Source organism: Streptomyces sp. NPDC008137, from assembly GCF_042957035.1.
Taxonomy (GTDB): Bacteria; Actinomycetota; Actinomycetes; order Streptomycetales; family Streptomycetaceae; genus Streptomyces.
In genome coordinates, this window is record NZ_JBIBHN010000005.1 from 58,854 (window position 1) to 77,803 (window position 18,950).

The 18,950-nt window shown below is 69.5% G+C and carries 8 protein-coding genes; all 8 read left to right on the plus strand.

All coding sequences use genetic code 11. The features are described 5' to 3' along the window. The first annotated feature begins 267 nt into the window (after nt 1–267). The 8 genes from ACFZBT_RS10230 to ACFZBT_RS10265 all read left to right on the plus strand — a co-directional run bounded on the left by ACFZBT_RS10230 (nt 268) and on the right by ACFZBT_RS10265 (nt 18,946). A complete protein-coding gene (locus ACFZBT_RS10230) occupies nt 268–1,014 on the plus strand; it encodes a methyltransferase domain-containing protein (protein ID WP_391100852.1) in 747 nt (248 codons plus the stop codon). Between the two features lie 70 nt (nt 1,015–1,084). Continuing rightward, nucleotides 1,085–1,285: a DUF4236 domain-containing protein gene (locus tag ACFZBT_RS10235; RefSeq protein WP_033308449.1), complete on the plus strand. Its 201-nt coding sequence runs from the start codon at nt 1,085–1,087 to the stop codon at nt 1,283–1,285. A gap of 116 nt (nt 1,286–1,401) precedes the next feature. Next, nucleotides 1,402–2,931 carry a UDP-N-acetylglucosamine 1-carboxyvinyltransferase gene (locus ACFZBT_RS10240; RefSeq protein ID WP_215117971.1) on the plus strand — a complete coding sequence of 510 codons (1,530 nt, stop codon included), beginning with the start codon at nt 1,402–1,404 and terminating at the stop codon, nt 2,929–2,931. 221 nt (nt 2,932–3,152) lie between these two features. After that, a complete protein-coding gene (locus ACFZBT_RS10245) occupies nt 3,153–9,470 on the plus strand; it encodes a protein kinase (protein WP_391100855.1) in 6,318 nt (2,105 codons plus the stop codon). A 41-nt stretch (nt 9,471–9,511) separates the two neighbouring features. Then, a complete protein-coding gene (locus ACFZBT_RS10250; RefSeq protein ID WP_391100858.1) occupies nt 9,512–12,469 on the plus strand; it encodes a helicase-related protein in 2,958 nt (985 codons plus the stop codon). After that, complete coding sequence (locus ACFZBT_RS10255; RefSeq protein ID WP_391100861.1) at nt 12,469–16,650, plus strand: Eco57I restriction-modification methylase domain-containing protein; 4,182 nt, start codon at nt 12,469–12,471, stop codon at nt 16,648–16,650. Before ACFZBT_RS10250 ends, ACFZBT_RS10255 begins: the two co-directional genes overlap by 1 nt. A gap of 65 nt (nt 16,651–16,715) precedes the next feature. Then, nucleotides 16,716–17,228 carry a hypothetical protein gene (locus ACFZBT_RS10260; RefSeq protein ID WP_391100863.1) on the plus strand — a complete coding sequence of 171 codons (513 nt, stop codon included), beginning with the start codon at nt 16,716–16,718 and terminating at the stop codon, nt 17,226–17,228. Between the two features lie 71 nt (nt 17,229–17,299). Beyond that, nucleotides 17,300–18,946, plus strand: a complete 1,647-nt coding sequence (locus ACFZBT_RS10265; RefSeq protein ID WP_391100865.1) for an OmpH family outer membrane protein — start codon at nt 17,300–17,302, stop codon at nt 18,944–18,946. Nucleotides 18,947–18,950: the final 4 nt, after the last annotated feature.

Sequence of the window (18,950 nt, forward strand, 5' to 3'; positions counted from 1 at the left end):
GTCACGACCACTTGGCCGATCCGCTAAGGTAAGGCTAAGTTAGGTAGCCCTTACCGACGGACCGGTGGTGCCGCGCGGCTGCGGTGTCACCTCGGCAGATATCTCGATGTCGAGATAACTCTAATACACGAGGGCCGGATGGTCATGCCCGGACCGGCACCCGTCTTCGCCGTACCTCCGCGCGCCTCGCGTTCGCGGGGCGGCGAGGCGCGCTGAGGCACGGCGTGAGCACTGTCCCGGCCGTCCGGGACGACACAGGATGGCCTCATGACGATCACCCCGCAGGCCCTCTCCTTCGACAAGGCCGCCGCGGACTACGCCGCGAACCGCCCCTCGTACCCGCCCGCACTGTTCGACTCCGTCGAGGAACTCACCGCCCGCCCCCTGAGCGGTGCCCGCGTCGCGGACATCGGCGCGGGCACCGGACTGGCGACCGCCCTCCTCCGTGACCGAGGCGCGCGCGTCGTCGCGGTCGAGCCCGGCCCCGGGATGGCCTCCCAGTTCCGTCGCGGACTGCCCGACGTCCCCCTCGTGCTCGGCAGCGGCAACGCCTTGCCGCTCGCCTCGGAATCCGCCGACCTCCTCACCTACGCCCAGGCCTGGCACTGGACCGACCCACGCCGCTCCGTCCCGGAGGCCCTGCGCGTCCTGCGCCCCGGCGGGGCGCTCGCCCTCTGGTGGAACGACGCGGACGGCACCACCCCCTGGATCGCCGGCCAGGACGCCCGCCTGCGCCGCCTCTTCGGCGCCGAGGACGGCGAACCCGACCCCCTGGCCCGCTTCCGCGGACTGCCGGCGGAACTCGACTTCGTCCGACGGCAGGTGTCGTGGACCCGGAGCGTCCCGCTCGACACCCATCTCGCCAACCTCGCCAGCTACTCCGACTTCCTGGTCCTCGGCGAGGACGCCACCAAGACGTTCCTGGCCGAGGAACGCGACCTGCTGACGGATGCCTTCCCGAACGGCACCGTCGAGGAGCGCTACGTGGTCAGCCTGGCCGTCGCCGCCCGTTGACGAGGTGCCTCAGCCCGATCCCGGGGTATCCGAACCAGGTATCCACGCCACGAACGGAAAGGAGACAGGCATGCCGCTCACGTTCCGCAAGAGTTTCCGGATCCTTCCGGGGGTGCGTCTGAACATCAACAAGCGCTCCTGGTCCATCACCACCGGCGGCGGGAAGAACGGCCCCCGGTACACGCGCAGCAGCACGGGACGTCGTACGACATCGATGGATTTGCCCGGACCTTTCGGATGGCGGCGCACCACGAAGGCGCGGCGGCACTGAGCCCGCCGGGCGGGAGGGGCAGCGGGATCGCGGGAGGGGCGGCGGGGTTGACGTCCCGTCACCCAGATGGACCCCCCAACCGGGCTCCATCTCATATCTGAGATAACCTCAACCACATGGCAGACGACTACCTCGTACGCATCGGCAAGCTCATCCGTGATGCCCGGCAGCACCGGGGCTGGACTCAGTCGCAACTGGCCGAGGCGCTCGGAACCAGTCAGAGCGCCGTCAACCGGATCGAGCGCGGCAACCAGAACATCAGCCTTGAGATGATCGCGCGCATCGGGGAGGCCCTCGACAGCGAGATCGTGTCGCTCGGCTACGCCGGTCCGATGCATCTGCGGGTGGTCGGCGGGCGTCGGTTGTCCGGTGCCATCGACGTGAAGACGAGCAAGAACGCGTGTGTGGCACTGCTGTGCGCCTCACTGCTCAACCAGGGGCGCACGGTGCTGCGCCGCGTCGCCCGCATCGAGGAGGTCTACCGCCTCCTGGAGGTGCTGGGCTCCATCGGTGTCCGCACCCGGTGGATCAACGACGGCGTCGACCTGGAGATCGTGCCGCCGGCCGAGCTGGACCTGGCGGCGATCGACGCGGACGCGGCCCGCCGCACCCGCTCGATCATCATGTTCCTCGGCCCGCTGCTGCACCGCATGGACCACTTCAAGCTGCCGTACGCCGGCGGCTGCGACCTCGGCACGCGCACGGTCGAGCCGCACATGATCGCGCTGCGCCGGTTCGGTCTCGACATCGCCGCGACCGAGGGCCAGTACCACGGCGTGGTGGACCGCTCGGTCCGCCCCGAACGTCCGATCGTGCTGACCGAGCGCGGCGACACGGTCACCGAGAACGCGCTGCTCGCCGCCGCCCGGCACGACGGCATCACCGTCATCCGCAACGCCTCCTCCAACTACATGGTCCAGGACCTGTGCTTCTTCCTGGAAGCGCTCGGCGTCAAGGTCGACGGCATCGGCACGACCACGCTCACCGTGCACGGCGTGCCCACCATCGACGTCGACGTGGACTACTCTCCCTCCGAGGACCCGGTCGAGGCGATGAGCCTGGTCGCCGCGGCCGTCGTCACCGAATCGCAGCTGACGGTGCGCCGGGTGCCGATCGAGTTCCTGGAGATCGAGCTGGCCGTGCTCGAGGAGATGGGCCTCGACCACGACCGCACGCCCGAGTACTTCGCCGACAACGGCCGCACCCGGCTGGTGGACCTCACTGTCCGGCCCTCCAAGCTGGAGGCGCCGATCGACAAGATCCACCCCATGCCGTTCCCCGGCCTCAACATCGACAACGTCCCGTTCTTCGCGGCCATCGCGGCGGTCGCCCAGGGCCAGACCCTCATCCACGACTGGGTCTACGACAACCGCGCCATCTACCTGACCGACCTCAACCGCCTCGGCGGCCGCCTCCAACTCCTCGACCCCCACCGCGTCCTGGTCGAGGGCCCGACCCGCTGGCGCGCCGCCGAGATGATGTGCCCACCCGCCCTGCGCCCCGCCGTGGTCGTCCTCCTGGCGATGATGGCGGCCGAGGGCACGTCGGTGCTGCGCAACGTGTACGTCATCAACCGGGGTTACGAGGATCTGGCGGAGCGGCTGAATTCCATTGGGGCGCAGATCGAGACGTTCCGGGACATCTGACGCGTCTCCGAATGAACGCCGCCCACCCCTCTCGACCAGAACAAACACAGGTCACCCTCGCCGTCGCGCCACGGCGGGGGGGGCGACGATTGCCGCACACCCGACCCCGAAAGCACGTTGACAACGTCAACGGAAGAATGTGATGCTCGTAACAGGTGACGGTATACGCTCCTCACGGAATGTACCCACCTTGTATGCGACGGGTGAAACGGGGAGGGCAAGTGCGCCTGGAGACGGTCGACGAACGGTTCCGGATCGTGGGGATCCTGGGCCGCGGGAACATGGGCGAGGTGCACCGGGCCGAAGACCTTCAGGCGGCTTCGGACTCCTCGCACCGGGAAGTCGCCGTCAAGACCGTGTTGCGCAGCCGGACGGGAGTCGCCGTCGACGCCTCGGGGTCCGGCAAGGAGATCGACCGCTTCCGCCGCGAAGTGCGGATCATGCGCATGCTCTCCCAGGGCCACCCGAACCTCACCCTGCTGATCGACGGTGGTGTGGACCGGGCACTTGGCGGCAGCGGACTGCCCTATCTGGCCATGGAGTTGCTGGAGGGCCATCCGCTCGCGGACCTCATCGACGAGGAGCCTCAGCTGCCGGTCTCCTGGGTCGCCGCCATCGGGGCGCAGCTCGCCTCCGGGCTCGCCGCCGCACACACCGCCGGGGTCGTCCACCGCGATCTGAAGCCGGCCAACGCGATGCTGACCCGCGACGGGACCATCAAGGTCCTCGACTTCGGCATGGGTTCGGTCGTCGACGATCCCGACCAGACCCGTCTGACCAGCACGGGCGTGAGTGTCGGCACGGCTCGCTACATGGCGCCCGAACAGTTCCGTGCCGAACGGGTCTCCGCGTCGGCCGATCTCTACGCGCTCGGCTGCATCCTGTACGAGCTGCTGATAGGGCGGCCCCCCTTCTCCGCCAGGACCCCCTACGAACTCTCCGAACAGCACCAGCACGAGAAGCCGCCGAGGCTCACCCTGGTGCGGCCGGACCTGCCCGCCGAACTGGTCCGGCTGGTGGACCGACTCCTGGAGAAGGACGCCGAACTGCGGCCCGAGAACGCCGCCCTGGTCCGTGAGGCGCTGGTCCCGCTCGCCCTCGCGCCGGACGACACGGCCGCCCTGCTGGCCCCGCACTGGCAGGTGATGGACCCGGTGGCACGGCTGCGCGCCCTGCTCCCCGAGCCTGCTCCGGCCGCCCCCGCACCCGTGGCGCGCAGGGAGCCGCGCCTGCCCGAGGCGATGGACGTCTTCGGCATCCATGCCGACCTGATCGGCGAGTACAAGGACTTCACGAAGAGCGCGACGGTGATCCGGGACGCCCGGATCGACAACTTCGTCGAGGAGGATCTGGCGGCGAAGTCGCAATGGCCCGACCCGTGGCTGTCGTTGAATCCGTTCTTCGCCGACGGCGGCCAGGTCACCGACCTCGTGCGCGACGGATTGCTGCATCCGAAGTGCGCGGAGATCTTCCAGGCCGGCAAGAAGGAGACCTCGCGGCGTCCGGACGGGCGGCCACTGACGTTCCACCTCCACCAGCGGCAGGCGATCGAGGCCGCGCAGGCGGGCGACTCCTACGTGCTCACCACGGGAACCGGCTCCGGCAAGTCACTGTCCTACATCGTCCCGATCGTGCACCACGTACTGAAGGAGCGTCAGGCGGCCGGGCCCGACGCCGGCGGCCGGGTGCGCGCGATCGTCGTGTACCCGATGAACGCGCTGGCCAACTCGCAGCTGGGCGAGTTGGAGAAGTACCTGCGCCACGGTTTCGGGAAGGGCCGCGAACCGGTCACCTTCGCCCGCTACACCGGTCAGGAGTCCGACGAGGACCGCCGGGCCCTGCGCAAGAACCCCCCGGACATCCTGCTGACCAACTACGTGATGCTGGAGCTGATGCTGACCCGGCCGGACGACCGGTCCAGCCTGATCCGCATGGCCGAGGGGCTCCAGTTCCTCGTCTTCGACGAACTGCACACCTACCGGGGCCGGCAGGGCGCGGACGTGGCGTTCCTGATCCGCCGGGTCCGTGAGGCCTGCCGCGCGTCCGCGACGCTGCAGTGCATCGGCACCTCGGCGACCATGTCCACCGAGGGCTCCTGGGAGGACCAGCAGCGTGAGGTGGCCAGGGTCGCGGGCCGGCTGTTCGGCACGACGGTCCTGCCGAAGCGGGTCATCGGCGAGACCCTGGTCCGGGCGACCGGGGAGGCTCCCGAGTCCGTGTCCGCCGAGCGGCTGCGGGTGCCGGCGGCGCCCCGCTCGTACGAGGCGTTGACAAAGGATCCACTGGCCCGCTGGGTGGAGTCCCGCTTCGGTCTGGAGCAGGAGAAGGGCACGGGACGGTTGCGCCGCTGCCCCCCGGCCACCGTCGAGGAGGCGGCGGCCGAGCTGGCCGAGGAGTCCGGGGTGCCCGAGGAGAGCGTGCGCGAGGCGATCCGCACGACACTGGAGGCGGGCGCGCAGGCCAAGCACCCCGTCACGGAGCGGCCGCTGTTCGCTTTCCGGCTGCACCAGTTCCTCTCCAAGGGCGACACCGTCTACACGACGCTGGAGGACCCGCTCACCCGGCCGCTGACCCGTACGTACCAGCTGGAGCAGCCGGACAGCGACGGCAAGCCGCTGTTCCCGCTGGCGTTCTGCCGCGAGTGCGGCCAGGAGTACCTGACCGTCTGGCGCACCGAGGACGGCGGCGCGTTCCGGTACGAGCCGCGCCGGGACACCTCCGCCTCCGGGGGCCGCGCGGGCGAGGGCTATCTGTACCTGGGCATGCCCGGGGAGGACTACGAGTGGCCCGCCGATCCGCAGAAGGCCGTGGACGACAGGCGGTTGCCGGAGTCATGGCTGGAGCCGGACGCGCAGGGCGTGACGGTCGTCAAGAAGTCCTACCGACCGCGTCTGCCCAAGCGGGTCGTCGTGGACGCCCATGGGAACGAGGCAGGCGAGGGACTGGTGGCGGCGTTCGTCCCGGCGCCGTTCCTGTTCTGCGTGCACTGCCAGGTCTCCTACGAGCAGACCCGCGGCCGGGACTTCGCCAAGCTGGCCACCCTGGATCAGGAGGGCCGTTCGTCGGCGACCTCGCTGATCTCCGCGTCGATCGTGAAGTCCCTGCGAGCCGTGCCGGAGGAAAGCCTCAGCAAGGAAGCGCGCAAGCTTCTCACCTTCGTCGACAACCGGCAGGACGCCTCGCTCCAGGCCGGACACTTCAACGACTTCGCTCAGGTGACCCAGTTGCGTGGCGCCCTGTACCAGGCCGCGGTGCGGGCCGGTGAGGAGGGACTGAGCCACGACGACCTGGCCGAGGCCGTCACCGAGGTCATGGGCCTGGCACCCCGCGAGTACGCGGCCGGCAGCGACCTGGCCCCGTCCATGGAGCGCCGAGCCGTGAAGGCCTTCCGCGACGTCGTGGGATATCGCCTCTACCGCGATCTCGAGCGCGGCTGGCGCATCACCATGCCGAACCTGGAGCAGACCGGGCTGCTCCGGATCGACTACGAGGATCTGGGATGGATCGCGGCCCACCCCGATCGCTGGCGGTCCGCGCACGCCGCGCTGCGCGACGCCGATCCGGCGCTGCGCGAGGAGATCGCCCGTACGCTGCTCGACTTCATGCGGCGGGCTCTCGCCATTGACGTGCAGTACTTCCGCGACGACTTCGACGCCTTGCAGCGGGCGAGCGAAGAGCGCCTGACCGGGCCGTGGGTGCTCGGTGAGAGTGACCGGCCGGCCGTCGGAACCGCCTACCCGTACGGTTCGCGGCCGGGTATGGAACGGACCGCGCAGTTCCTCTCCGCCCGGGGGAAGTTCGGCAAGTATCTGCGGCGGAACATGCCCGATCTGCGTGACCTTCCCCTCGACGACGTCCAGAAGATCATCGAGGACCTGTTGAAGGTGCTGCTCGACGCGCATCTGGTGTGCGAGGTGGACGCGACGCCCGAGCTGTCCGGTCCGGCCTACCGCCGCCGTGCGGCTCAGAAGCGCACCGGCTACCGGGTGTCGGCCGCCGCGTTGATCTGGCGGGCCGGAAACGGTGAGCGGGGCGCGATCGACCCCTTGGCGCGTACCTACACCAGCGGCGAGGGCCCTCGCGTCAACCCGTTCTTCCGGGACCTGTACCGGACCGCGGCGGCCGAACTGGCCGGCCTGTTCGCGCGGGAGCACACCGCTCAGGTCACTCCGGAGGACCGTCTGGAGCGCGAACGGCTGTTCCGGGACGCCGAACTCCCCCTGCTGTACTGCTCGCCGACGATGGAACTCGGCGTGGACATCTCCTCGCTCAACGCCGTGCTGATGCGCAATGTGCCGCCGACCCCGGCGAACTACGCACAGCGCTCGGGCCGGGCGGGCCGTTCAGGTCAGCCCGCGCTGGTGACGACGTACTGCGCGACGGGCAACAGCCACGACCAGTACTACTTCCGCCGCTCCCAGGACATGGTGTCGGGACAGGTGGCCCCGCCGCGGCTGGACCTGGCCAACGAGGATCTGGTCCGCTCGCATCTCCAGGGCATCTGGCTGGCGGAGACCGGCATGAAGCTGGGCACGGCGATCCCGGAGGTCGTCGATGTCGCCTACGACCCCGACGGCGACGACCGCCCCGATCCGCAGATGCCGCTGCCGCTCCGTTCCGAGATCCTCAGCGCCTCTCTCGACGAGGACGCCCGCAGGCGCGCGGCGGCCACCGCCCGTACCGTCCTGGCCCCGCTGATCGCGGACTTCGAGGCGACCACCTGGTGGTACGACGAGTGGATCGAGGACCGGATCGAGCGGGCCCCTGACAAGTTCGACGCCTCCTTCGACCGGTGGCGGGATCTTTTCCGGGCGGCCGTCATCGACCAGTACGAGCAGAACAAGCGCGTCGTCGACCACACCCTGTCCCCCGGTGAGCAGAGCCGGGCGCGCTCTCGCCGACGGGAGGCCGAGACGCAGACGAACCTGCTGCTGAACCGCTCCACCGACAACAAGTCGGTGATGAGCGACTTCAATCCATACCGCTACCTGGCGTCCGAGGGCTTCCTGCCGGGCTACAGCTTCCCGCGGCTGCCGCTGGCCGCGTACATCCCGCGCTCCGGCAACCGCCGCAACGCCGACGGCGACTATCTGCAGCGTCCGCGGTTCCTCGCGATCCGCGAGTTCGGCCCCGGGGCGCTCATCTACCACGAGGGCGCCCGCTACCAGGTCACCCGGGTGCAGTTGCCGCCGGACGCCTCGGGCGACCTGGCGACGGCGGAGGCCAGGCGCTGCGACGGCTGCGGCTACCACTACGCCGTCAAGCCCGGCTCCGACAAGTGCACGATGTGCGGGGAGGAGCTGCGCGGCAAGCGCACCGGCCTGCTCCACCTGCACACCGTGTACACGACGCCGCGCGAGCGGATCTCCTCCGACGAGGAGGAGCGCCGCCGGGCCGGTTTCCGCCTGGAGACCTCGTACGCGTTCCAGGACCACGGTGCCCGCAAGGGACGCCTCACCTCGCATGTCGCCGATGCCGGCGGGGCGCCCGTTCTCGACCTGGACTACGGCGACTCGGCGACGGTGCGCATCACCAACCTCGGCCGGGTCCGCGACAAGGAGGGCGAGCCGGACGGCTACTGGCTGGACCTGGGCGACGGCCGCTGGCTCAACGACCGGGCCGCCGCGGACGCCATCGAGGGCACCGGCATGCCGGTGGTCGACGAGGACGGCAACGAGAAGCGCCGCAAGAAGCGGGTGCTGCCCTTCGTGGAGGACCGCCGCAACATCCTCGTGGTCACCCTGGAGGAGCCGCTGCCCGAGCCGGTGGCGCTGTCGTTCCTGTACGCGCTGGAGCGGGGCATCGAGGCGGCGTTCGAGCTGGAGGACTCCGAGCTGACCGCGGAGCTGCTGCCACCGGACGAAGGGCCGCGCCGCCACATGCTGTTCACGGAGGCAGCCGAGGGCGGCGCCGGTGTGCTGCGCCGGATCCAGCACGACAGGGAGGCTCTCGCCAAGGCCGCCGAAACCGCCCTGGACATCTGCCACTTCGACCCGGAGACCGGCGAGGACGAGGGCGGTCCGGCGGACGGCGAGAGGTGCGCCCGCGGCTGCTACGCGTGTCTGCTGACGTACGCCAACCAGACGCACCACCGCCGGCTGAGCCGGCACGCCGCCCAGCCGCTGCTGGTGCGGCTGGCCGGCGCCCGTACCGAGCGGGAGGACCGCGGCGAATCCCGTAGCGAGCGGTTCCGCAGGCTGGCCCCCGCGGCCTCGCCGACCCCGGTGGAGGCGGATCTCGCGGCCCTGGTCGCACAGGGGGATCTGCTCGGCTGGCTGCGGGCGAAGGGCTACCGGCTGCCGGACGAGGTGGAAGTCCTCGTCCCGGAGGCCGGGGCCTGCCCCGACCTCGTCTTCCGGCTGGACGGAGCCAACCTCGCCGTGTTCGTCGACGTCCCCGGCCACCCGGCCGGCTCCACCCGTGACGTCGAGGCCGGGTATCGCCTGGAGGACGCCGGCTGGGACGTCCTGCGCTTCCCGGCGGACACCGACTGGGACGCCATCGCGGACCGCAACGCCGCCTACTTCCACCTCCGTTGATCGCCTCACCGGCTTCCGACCTTTAGGAACTGAGACATCTCATGAGCCTCACGTACACAGCCGGCTCCCTGGTCGCCGCCCGTGGCCGGGAATGGGTGGTGCTGCCCGAGAGCGCCCCCGACATGCTGGTGCTGCGCCCCCTGGGCGGGAGCGAGGACGACATCGCGGCCGTGTTCCCCACCTTCGAGGAGGTGCGGCCGGCCGAGTTCGCGGCGCCGAGCCCGGCCGACCTGGGCGACCAGCGGGCCGCCGGTCTGCTGCGTACGGCGCTGCGCATCGGGTTCCGGTCGGGAGCGGGCCCGTTCCGCTCGCTGGCGTCGATCGCCGTGGAGCCCCGGGCCTACCAGCTGGTTCCGCTGCTGATGGCGCTGCGGCAGCGCACCGTGCGCCTGCTCATCTCGGACGACGTGGGCATCGGCAAGACGGTCGAGGCAGGCCTGATCGCCAAGGAGCTGCTCGCCCAGGGCGAGGCGACCCGGCTGGCGGTGCTCTGCTCCCCCGCCCTGGCCGAGCAGTGGCAGGGCGAGCTGCGGGAGAAGTTCGGCATCGACGCCGAACTGGTCCTGGCCTCCACGGTGACCCGACTCGAACGCGGCCTGGAGCTGGGCCAGTCCCTGTTCGACAAACACCCCTGCACGATCATCTCGACGGACTTCATCAAGTCGACCCGGCACCGCGAGGACTTCGTACGCAACTGCCCTGACCTGGTGATCGTCGACGAGGCCCACGCCTGTGTGGCCGCCGACGACACCACGCAGGGCGGCACATCGTCCGCGGCGAACCAGCTCCGGTACGAGCTGCTGCGCAGGATCTCCGCCGATGCCGACCGGCATCTGCTGCTGCTGACCGCGACCCCGCACTCCGGCAAGGAGTCCGCGTTCCGTAACCTGCTCGGCCTGGTCCGTCCCGAACTCGCCACGCTGGACCTGGAGTCCCCGGCGGGGCGTGCGAAGCTCGCCGAGCACTTCGTGGCCCGCAAGCGCGCCGACGTCCGCGACTACCTCACCAAGGAGGACGGCCTCGCCGACGACTCCCTCGCCGAGCGGACCGCGTTCCCGTCCGACCGCTGGACCAAGGACGAGCCGTACAAGCTGACGCCCCCCTACCGGGCGCTGCTCGACGACGCCATCGCCTATGCGCGGGACCGCGTCACAGCAGCCGGTGAGCAGGGCAAGCGGGAGGCCCGGATCGCCTGGTGGTCGGTGATCGCGCTGCTGCGCTCGATGGTGTCCTCCCCCGCGGCCGCCGCACAGACCCTGAAGACCCGTTCCGAGTCCGCCACCGCCCGCACCGCGCAGGAGGCGGACGCGCTGGGCGCCCCCGTGGCCGCCGACTCCGCCGAGAACGACCGCCTCGAAGGCATGGACGTCGCGCCGGGCGCCGCCGAGTCGGAGGAGGCGGGTGCGCGGCTGCTCGAACTCTCGCAGCGGGCAGCTCAGTTGATGGGCCCGTCCGAGGACGCGAAGCTCAAGGCCCTCACCCGGCATCTGAAGGGCCTGGTCGCCGACGGCTACCACCCGATCGTCTTCTGCCGCTACATCCCCACCGCCGAGTATCTCGCCACACAGCTGGAGGGCAAGCTCGGCAAGAAGACGAAGATCGCCGCGGTGACCGGCACCCTCTCCCCGCAGCAGCGTCTGGAACGCATCGAGCAGCTCGCCGCCGAGTCCGCGGACTCCGGCGGGGAGGCCGGCGACCCGGCGGTCCGCCGCGTGCTGATCGCCACGGACTGCTTGTCCGAGGGCGTCAACCTCCAGCACTACTTCGACGCCGTCGTCCACTACGACCTGGCCTGGAACCCGACGCGCCACGACCAGCGCGAGGGCCGCGTCGACCGCTACGGGCAGAAGCGCGACCAGGTCCGTGTCATCACCATGTACGGCGAGGACAACGGCATCGACGGCAAGGTCCTGGAGGTGCTGTTCAAGAAGCACCGGCAGATCAAGAAGGACCTGGGCATCTCCGTCTCCGTCCCCGACGAGACGGCGTCCGGCGTCACCGACGCCGTCGTGGAGTGGCTGCTGCTGCACGGACGGCAGGGCAGCCAGGAGAGCCTGTTCGACCTGGACGGCCACCAGGAGTCGTTGGACCGTATCGAACGCGACTGGAACTCGGCGGCCGAGCGGGAGAAGACCTCCCGCTCCAAGTACGCCCAGCGGGCCATCCACCCGGAGGAGGTGGCCCGCGAGGTCGCCGCCGTACGGGCCGCGCTCGGCGGCGCCGACGAGGTGCGCGGTTTCGCCCTGGAGGCCCTGCGCGACCTGGACGCCCTCGTCCGCGAACCACGCGACGGCTCCGGCGACTTCACCGCTCAGGCCGGCGGCGCCCCCGCCGGGCTGCGCGACGCGCTCGCCGCCACCCTCGGCGGACGGCTGATCGAGGAGGACCGGGAGATCCCGTTCCGTACGACACCGGCGATCGCCCGCGGCGAGGCGGCACTGGTCCGCACCGACCCGGCGATCGGCGCCATCGCCTCGTACGTCCTGGACTCGGCCCTCGACGCGAACACCCCGGGGCCGCGACCGGCCCGCCGCTGCGGTGTGGTCACCACGGACGCGGTGACGATCCGCACCACGCTCCTCCTGGTCCGCTACCGCTTCCACCTCACCCTGCCGTCCCGCACGGGTGAGCGGCAGGTGGTGGCCGAGGACGCCCGGCTGCTCGCCTACGAGGGCATGCCGTCGCGGGCCCGCTGGCTGGACGACGACGCGGCCGCGGCTCTTCTGGCGGCCCGAGCCGCCGCAAACACCCACGAGCAGCTCGCCCGCAACCAGATCACCCGCGCCCTGGACGGCCTGCCGGACCTCTCCGCGCACCTCTCCGAGTACGGCACGCGCCTGGCCACCGAACTCGACGCCTCGCACCGCCGGGTACGCAAGGCCAACGAGGAGATCGTCCGCGGCCTGAAGGTCGTCCCGCAGGAGCCGGCCGACGTTCTCGGCGTGTACGTCTACCTGCCGCAGCAGCCCGTTCCCACGATGACCGGAGCCGAAGCCTGATGCCCGCCGCCGCCACTCGTACCGCCCTGGCCTTCACCGCCGTCACCACCGTCGGCGGGCTGCTCCCCGCCGACATGCTGCTGCGCATCGCCGAGGCACGGAACCTGCCCGGCACCAAGCCCGCCGACTACGGCCTGCCCGCCTCCGTCCCCGTGCGCGACGAGGCCGAGCGCGCCTGGGAGTACCTCAAGCCGCTCTGGCGCGACCTGCGGATGGCCCTGCCCTCGGACCCGACGACGGGGGCGCCCGCCGCCGACCCGACGGGCCGGGCGGGCACGGACTGGCTCGCCCAGCTGTTCCGCAAGCTGGACTTCGGGGCGCTGACGGAGGTCGGCGCGGCGGGCATCCCGGCCGACTCGGATCCGGAGAAGCGGTTCCCGGTCTCCCACCGCCACGGCCCGGCGTTGGTCCACCTGATCCCGTGGAACCAGGAGTTGGACAAGCGCCCGGCGGCAGGCCAGGTCCCCGCGCAATCGATGCTCCAGGACTGTCTCAACCGGACAGAGGCCCATCTGTGGGCGGTCCTGACCAACGGCCGCCGGCTGCGTCTGCTGCGCGACTCGTCGTCCTTCTCCACGGCCGCGTATGTCGAGTTCGACCTGGAGGCCTTGTTCGACGGTGAGCTGTTCAGCGAGTTCGTGCTGCTGTACAGCCTGCTGCACGCGTCGCGGTTCGCGGTGGCGGAGGGGGCGGTACCTGCCGGGTGCTGGTTGGAGAAGTGGCGCATGGTCGCCATCGAGTCCGGCAGCCGGGCGCTCGACCACTTCCGCGACGGCGTTCAGGCAGCCCTCACCGTCCTCGGCACCGGGTTCCTGAGCCACCCGCAGAACAACAAGCTGCGCGAACACCTGGACGTCCACGTCTTCCAGACGGCGCTGCTGCGGTTCATCTACCGCATGATCTTCCTTTTCGTCGCTGAGGACCGAGGCGCCCTGCTGGACCCCGAGGCTGGCGAGGTGACCCGCGACCGCTTCACCCGCTACTTCTCCACGGCACGCCTCCGCCGCCACGCCTTGCGCCGCCTGGGCACCGCCCACGACGATCAGTACCGCGCCCTGGAGCTACTGATCGAGGCGCTGGGTTCCGAGGAGGGCCGCCCCGAACTGGGCCTAAAGGGACTCGGCGGCCTCTTCAACGTCACCTCTGCCGACGAGCCGCTGCGCGGTGCCCGCCTGGCCAACCGCCACCTGTTCGAGGCAGTCAAGCACCTGGCCCGCGTGCGCGACGCCGGCTCGGCCCGCTGGCGCCCCGTCGACTATCTGCACATGGGCGCCGAGGAACTCGGCTCTGTGTACGAGGCACTCCTTGAGCTGGTGCCGAAGCACAGCGCTGCGGACCGCACCTTCGAGCTGGTCGACCGCCTCGGCAACGACCGGAAGAAGACTGGCAGTTACTACACCCCGACTGCACTCACCGAGACCCTGCTCGACTCGACGCTGAACCCGGTGATAGACGACGCCGTGAAGCGCGGGGAGCAGAACGCGAGCGCCAACGGCCGCCCGGACCCTGCCGACACGATCGTCGCGGAACTGCTTTCCCTCACGGTCTGCGACCCCGCCTGCGGGTCGGGCCACTTCCTCGTGGCGGCAGCTCGACGCATCGCCAAGCGCGTGGCCGCGGTGCGTGAGCGCAACCCCGAGCCCACGGCCGAGGCCGTGCGCCATGCCCTCCACGAAGTCGTCGCGCGGTGCGTGTACGGCGTGGACCTCAACCCCATGGCAGTCGAGCTGGCCAAAGTGTCCCTGTGGCTGGAGGCCATGGAGCCCGGCAAGCCCCTCAGCTTCCTGGACGCGCACATCAAGCACGGCAACGGCCTGATCGGGGCGACCCCGGCCCTGATGAGGGACGGTATCCCGGACAAGGCGTTCAAGAAGGCGGAGGGTGATGACGAGGGGTGGGCGCGGCAGCTACTCGCCCGGAACTCCGAGGAACGCCGAGGCCAGGGCGAGCTGTTCGAGGTCGAAGCGGAGACGAAGGTCGCCAACAGCTCGTTCGCCAGGGGCCTGCGCCGAATCATGACGGCCCCAGCCGGTGACCTCACCGACATCCGCCGGAAGGAGGACGCGTACCGGGACTGGTCGACTTCGGCCGAATATGTCCGAGCGCTTCATTTGGCGGACGGGTGGTGTGCGGCGTTCGTCTGGATGAAGTGCGAGGACTCGCCACCTGCCATTACGCACAAGGTGTTCCGGGGGCTGGAAGCCCCGGAGGGAGACGCGGCTCCGCAGTCGACGCACGATGAGATCGTGCAGCTGCGGGATCAGTACGCCTTTTTCCACTGGCACTTGGAGTTCCCTGAGGTCTTCGTGGTTCCGGAGGACGGCGACGTATTGGTGGGTGCGGATGCGGTCGATCCGACGACGGGGTGGGCCGGGGGGTTCTCGTGTGTGGTGGGGAATCCGCCGTGGGACAAGGTCGACTTCGAGGACAAGAAGTACTTCAGCGTGGTCGCTCCTGAGATCGCGGAGATCTCCGGTACGGCTCGGCGTACGCGGATCGCAGAGTGGGAGGTGGAGAACCCGGAGGCGGGTAAGCGGTATCGGCTAGCGCGGCGGGCGGTTAAGGGGACGTTCCATTTCGCGGGGGACTCCGGGGTGTTCCCGTTGTGCGCGAAGGGGTTGACGGTCAAGGGCGTCACCATGCTTCAGACGGAACAGCTCTTCGCTGAGCGGATGGCAAACGTGGTCGCACCTGAAGGGCGGTTCGGCCTGATCCTGCCGACTGTCATCGCGACTGGTGCAGGGTCGCAGTATTTGTTCTCGGACTTCACCCAGCGTGGAGTTCTGGCATCGCTGTACGACTTCGAGAACCGTCGCCCAAGGTCGCCAGCTCTCCCCAAGGGGGGCAGATGGTTCGAAAGCGTCCACTCCCACTACAAGTTCTGCCTGTTTTCGCTCACCGGCAAGGCCCTTCAGGCGGATGCCAGCCGCGTCGGCTTCTTTCTGTCCGACATCACGGATCTGGAGGACCCCCACCGTGTGTTCACGCTGGACCCTGAAGACCTGGCACGAATCAACCCGAACACTGGCACCCTTCCGGTGTTTCGCACGCAACGCGACGCAGACATCACGGCAGGCGTGTATCGGCGTATCCCGGTGCTGCGTAATGAAGCACGACGGGACGGCAACCCCTGGCAGGTAGCTTTTAAAGCAACCTTCTTTCATACGACAGACGACTCCGACCTGTTCCGCAGCCGCGAGCGTCTCGAAACCGAGGGGTGGGAACTGCGGGGCAACGTCTTCGAGCGGGACGGAGAGCGAATGCTGCCGCTCTACGAGGCGAAGATGGCGGACTTCTTCAACCATCGAGCCGCTCACGTAGTCAAGAGCCAGACAGCGGTCAACCGCCAGAACCAGCCCCGCTACCTGACTGCCGAAGAGTTGCAGGATCCTGCGCGCCCTGCGCTGCCGCTCCACTGGATTCAGCAGGACGGAAAGATTCCCACGCGCCGCAACAACAAGGACGTCAAAGTCAAGGGAGTGGAACTACGCCTCGCCGAAGAGAAGTGGGACCGCGAATGGCTCTGCGGGTGGTGCGACGTCACTGCCTCCACGAACGCACGCACGTCGATCCCGGCCTTCCTTCCTAGAACCGCAGTCGTCGAGACCTTTCCGCTCATGATGCCCAGAGTCTCCCCACCACTGGTTTCCGCGCTGATCGCTACTCAGTCTTCCCTGGTCTTTGACTTCGTGAGCCGCCAGAAGATCAATGGCGCCCACATGAAGCTCTACGCCTGGAAGCAGCTCCCCGTCCCCACCCCCACCGCCCTCGAACCCCATCTCTCCTTCCTACTCCCCCGCGTCCTAGAACTCGTCTACACCGCTTACGACATGACCCCCCTCGCCCGCGACCTGGACGACGAGGGCGAACCGTTCCAGTGGGACGAGACCCGCCGCGCCCAGCTGCGCGCCGAGCTGGACGCGTACTTCTTCCACCTCTACGGAATCTCACGTGAGGACACCGACTACATCCTGGAGTCCTTCCAGTCGGAGTCGGGCGGCCTGAAGAACAACGAGATCGCCAAGTTCGGCGAGTACCGCACCAAGCGCCTCGTCCTCGCCGAGTACGACCGCATGGCCGCCGCCGGCCTCACCATGGAGAACCCGCTCACCGAGGGCGAGTCCGGTACCTACCACTCCACTCTCACCCCGCCCCCCGGCCAGGGCCCCCGCCACGACTGACCCGCTCCGGGTGGCCGCAACTGCGGTCACCCAAAAGCGCCTCCCTCACCCAAGGAACACCGCCCGTGGTACGTCGAAGCCAGACCAGCAACCCCCGCTCGGTCGTCGTCCTGACCTCGGGTACTGACTGGGGCACCCGTGCCGCCGGGCAGCGGCGGAGCAGTGGGGCCGAGTCTCCGCTACCCCGGCGGCAGCCGGGGAAGATCAAGGCGTTGCAGCAGACCATCGAAGTGGCCCGCCTGGCCATCAACAAGAAGCGCTGGAACGAAGCCCGTTACGCGCTCAGCCGGGCTCGGGCCCTCACCACCGCTCTCCCCACCACCGTGGCAGTTCAGGAACGCGAGCAACTCGCGGCGCTCCGCAAGAAGTACGCGGCGCGCAAGACGCCGGCCGCGACGCAGGGCAAGAAGCCGAAACGCACACCATCCGCCCACTCGGGCGGTAAGAATTCTGTCGCGCAGAAGTCCACGGCGAGCGGCACGGCGCGGAAGCCGAAGCCCACGCCTGTTCGCGACCTCGGCGACCGCTTCATCAACCGTGCGGCCCTCGGCTACGAGCCGACCGAGGACAAGGCCTGAGGCAGCGGTAAGGCAGCCGACCTGTCCCGGACTGAGAACCGCCCCGCACCACTCCGCAGCAAGGAGCGCCCATGGAACCACGCGGCTACCGCATGGTGGTCTCGACCGAACTCAACTACGTCACAGCCATTGGCATCGCGGAGCGGCAGCTGATCGAATGGATACGCGGCAAGGGGTACGACCCGTCGGGGCTCGACGAGGGACGGACCGAGATCGCCCCGCACGCCACCCTCGACCGTGACTCGGAAGGCGGCCGCAAGGGCGCGTACAGCCGCTGGCGCATGCGGGAGACACCCTCCTCGACCTCCGGCACCTGGCAGTCCACGCTCATCGTGCGCTCCGGCCTGGAGGAGGACGAAGGCCGTACGTGGGTGCAGATCGACATCGAGCACCAGCCGGCCCGCGAAGGCGACGTACCGAAACGCGCCAAGACACCGAACATCGTCCGTTCCCTCCTGGACGCACTGGAGGCACGTGACGCTCTCGCCGATGTCGCCTCCGCGCCCGTCTTCATCGAAGCCGAGGACGTCGACGACGCCATCGAGGAACTCTGCGACACCAATCGCCGCCTGCCCGTCGTCGTCGCCACGGTGCCGTACGGCAAGGATCCCGACGTCTGGTCCCGGTCGGTCGTCGAGCCGCTCTTCTACTGTCTGCACGGGCTGGCCGTGCTCTACATCCTCACGCCGGAAGCGCAGGCCAAGTTCAACGCCGCGCTGGAGTACCACCCCGTGTTCGGCGGTGGCGTCCGCACCTACCTGCCGGGGCTCGACCCGGCGTGGAAACCCGACGCACAACGTCACCCCGTGATGTCGCGCCGCACCATCGAGGCCGACCCCCGTCGCGCCGCCTCCACCCTCGCGGCCCTCCCCCAGCGACTGTCCTCCCGGCAGCCGCTGCCCGCCGCTCTACTCAGCATTCCGCGCCAGCGCACTCGCCCCCGCTCGGCCTCGGACGGCACGGACGTCGCCAAGCTCCGCTCCGACAAGGCTGCCCTGAACGCCCTGTTGGACGAGGCGGAGCGCGCGGAGCAGAGCCGGGTCAACGAGATCAACGACCTGTACGCGGAGCTCGCGAAAGCCGAACAGGCCAGCAACGAACTGCGTGGCGAGAACGAAGAACTGTACGACAAGGCCCAGGAGTCCCAGCGGCTCATTCGGTTCCTGCGTGAACAGCTCCAGGAGGCAGGGCAGTTCGCCGTCGCTCACACGGCGGTCGTCGCTGCCGACATCACGTACCCGACGACCTTCTCCGAGCTGCTGGACCGCCTGGACGAGCTGCCCGGCATCTCGTTCACCGGGAATCCCAAGGTCACACGGTCCCTCGACAGCCAGTCGGTGGACAACTGGCTGTACGTCGCATGGGACGGGCTACTGGCCCTGGATCACTTCGCCCGGTCCTCCGCCGACGGCGCGACCTCCGGCGATTTCCTCAGCTGGTGCAAGTCCGACGCCTCAAGCGCCTTTCCCTTCCCGGCGGCCAAGGTGGCCATGCGCGAGTCGGACACCGTCGCCCGAAAACCGAAACTACGGGCTGAGCGCATGCTCCCGGTTCCGAAGGCGGTGAACCCCGACGGCCGGGTCTTCATGCAGGCCCACCTGAAGATCGGCGGGGGCAACACCATCGCCCCGCGCCTCCACTTCTACGACGACTGTCCCCGCTCGGGGAAGCTGTACGTCGGCCACCTGGGCCCGCACCTGCGCAACACACTCACCTGACGCC

Bases quoted from the DNA above. Each gene is read 5' to 3' on its own strand.
- ACFZBT_RS10240 (WP_215117971.1), top strand. From the start codon at position 1,402: ATGGCAGACGACTACCTCGTACGCATCGGCAAGCTCATCCGTGATGCC.
- ACFZBT_RS10255 (WP_391100861.1), top strand. From the start codon at position 12,469: ATGCCCGCCGCCGCCACTCGTACCGCCCTGGCCTTCACCGCCGTCACC.
- ACFZBT_RS10250 (WP_391100858.1), top strand. From the start codon at position 9,512: ATGAGCCTCACGTACACAGCCGGCTCCCTGGTCGCCGCCCGTGGCCGG.
- ACFZBT_RS10265 (WP_391100865.1), top strand. From the start codon at position 17,300: ATGGAACCACGCGGCTACCGCATGGTGGTCTCGACCGAACTCAACTAC.
- ACFZBT_RS10230 (WP_391100852.1), top strand. From the start codon at position 268: ATGACGATCACCCCGCAGGCCCTCTCCTTCGACAAGGCCGCCGCGGAC.
- ACFZBT_RS10235 (WP_033308449.1), top strand. From the start codon at position 1,085: ATGCCGCTCACGTTCCGCAAGAGTTTCCGGATCCTTCCGGGGGTGCGT.